The sequence below is a fragment of the Paraburkholderia sp. UYCP14C genome, assembly GCF_004197395.1.
In the GTDB taxonomy this organism is placed as follows: domain Bacteria; phylum Pseudomonadota; class Gammaproteobacteria; order Burkholderiales; family Burkholderiaceae; genus Paraburkholderia.
Genome location: NZ_SELS01000208.1, coordinates 1 through 2,085 on the forward strand (window position 1 = coordinate 1; position 2,085 = coordinate 2,085).

Annotated in this window: 1 protein-coding gene; it reads right to left on the bottom strand. The window is 56.8% G+C overall.

The window, feature by feature from the left end; translation table 11 throughout:
* Positions 1 to 1,498: 1,498 nt before the first annotated feature.
* Positions 1,499 to 1,903, bottom strand: a complete 405-nt coding sequence (locus EVC45_RS44270) for a hypothetical protein (protein WP_129964319.1) — start codon at positions 1,901 to 1,903, stop codon at positions 1,499 to 1,501.
* Between the last annotated feature and the right edge of the window lie 182 nt (positions 1,904 to 2,085).

Genomic DNA, 2,085 nt, shown 5'->3' on the forward strand with positions numbered 1-2,085 from the left:
GAAACATAAGAAAAAGCACAGCAAAACCCGACATTTCTATTTAGCTGGAGGCACGACATTTGAACTTAGCGGAGACAGTTGGTATGTAGTGGCTAAGTCGAGATGTCCGCTTCTAGCCAAGTTCAGATGTCCGCTTTTCGGGACCATCGTAAGCTGATCGGTCGCTGGTTATACGGCGCCGGAGGCTTCGATGGCTGCGACGGAACGGATAACGATGACGATGCGCGAGCTGGACAGGACTTTGTTCGGCAGGGTCTTCAGCAGATAGGGCCTGATGGTTGTGTTGCGGGTCTGAGATAATGCCGGCATCGAGTCTATTCATTTAGCATGAGTGCTTCGGAGCTAAAAAGTGAACGCTGGCAGGTTTTCCTTCGAAATTCACAAATTTGCCCCGTCGAAACGCACATTCACAAGTTTGCTACGCGGCCGTGCGGGCCCATTCTACATTCACCGATTTGTTCCCGAGCACGGTGCCTCGGAGCAAAAACCTGAAAGTGGGTGAGTTTTGTCCGAAACTGGATTGCTCACTGAAATCGCACATTCACAAGCTTGTTACGCGAACGTTATGTTTATGAACGACAGCTCACGTGGCTCTGGCTCGAAATTGACAATCGGTCAATCACCTCAACCTGACTCGCTGGCGCGCAAGTCTGGCAATGGCGTGCTGCGTTCCGTAGCAAGTGGATGGATATATCGCGCGTTGTACAGGCTACCGTCTGGTAGGCATGTGAAGCGAGCAGTGGCCGTTCTAGGCCTAGGGGCCTGTCCGCGGCAACGTCGCGTGACGCAAGAAGCGGATGGCGTGCGCAACCGCCTGCGCGCGCCTGGACCGTTTCGCCGATGGACGGCAGTGCAACGCTGGCAAGTCTGCGCGGTGTGCTTGTCGTGCAATCGCCGCCAGTTCGCGCCGAATTTCGCCAGTACGCCATGCGGCCAACGCCCGCTCCCCACCCGTCATCGCACATGACGCGCGACGGCATCGGTCGTGGGAAACCGTCTGCGCTTGAAGACAATAAGACATAACTCCGCTGTTTCTGCGGCCCGGTAGGCCTGTCGTAACGCCACTCGGTGCTTACGGGAGGACGGTCGAATCGGCCACACCACTTCACTTTTCCAGTCGCGATGAAAAGTCTGAAGAATAGCGCGAATCGCCTAGGATCGGTGGAACAGCCGTCGGTCTCGTTCATTAAACAACCGTGTTCAGGCAGCGAAGCACGGAACGAATTGCGCCGTCATCGACGTAGGCTTCCGCCGCTTCAATGATTGGTACGGCGCTGAACATCGCGGACGTCGTAGCCAGTAGAGCAAGTGTTTCACCGTTACGGTCCAAGCGCGAGAGCGCTATTGCCTCATAGGCCATACAGCCTGGATTGGAATGCTCGATATTGACATGACGAAGCACTTCGATATCCCCTCACGGTTCGGCGCATTCCAATAGTTTCGCTTCGTGCTCGACTTCATCCGCGCGTCTAGGAACTGGCCGGACCGTGTCGCACGTCTATTCCGGTCGGTACGGACCTCGCTTCTCGTCATGCTCCGCTTGCAAGGCATACGAGTCCGCTAGTTGTCGCAGGTGGCTCGCCAGCCTGTTAAACCCCGCAGTGGCCACGGCTGCTGCCTTGTCACGATATCGCTGCGCGATCCTCTCTTCCTCTGCACCGCCCGAGAAACCGTAGGTGCCGCGCGAACCAAACAGCTCTTCGACCATGCCTTCGCGCATGGCGTCCGCATCGCGCTCGTTCAAAGCCTCCGCGACCACCGCATCGATCCACAATCCGTCCCGCCCAGCAGGCGCGTGCGCGAGGCATCTGCCGAGAACGGCTAATGCGACCTTAAGATGTCCACTTTCCGTACATTTCGCCTTGATTGCTGCCAGCCACTTCCGGAAGTCTGCTTCGACCACGAACCCGTCCGGGCCGACACCGGGGCAAGTTCGCCATGTGGTCAGTAGACGGTACGCCTGACTGGCCCTCTGCTCTTCCTGCTCGTTTTCCGGCTTCTCTGTCTTAGAGACTGAATCAAAAAGACCCGTTGGGGGCTGTTAACCTTCTCGGCAAGCTGTTAACCTTGGCCACCTGAACAACT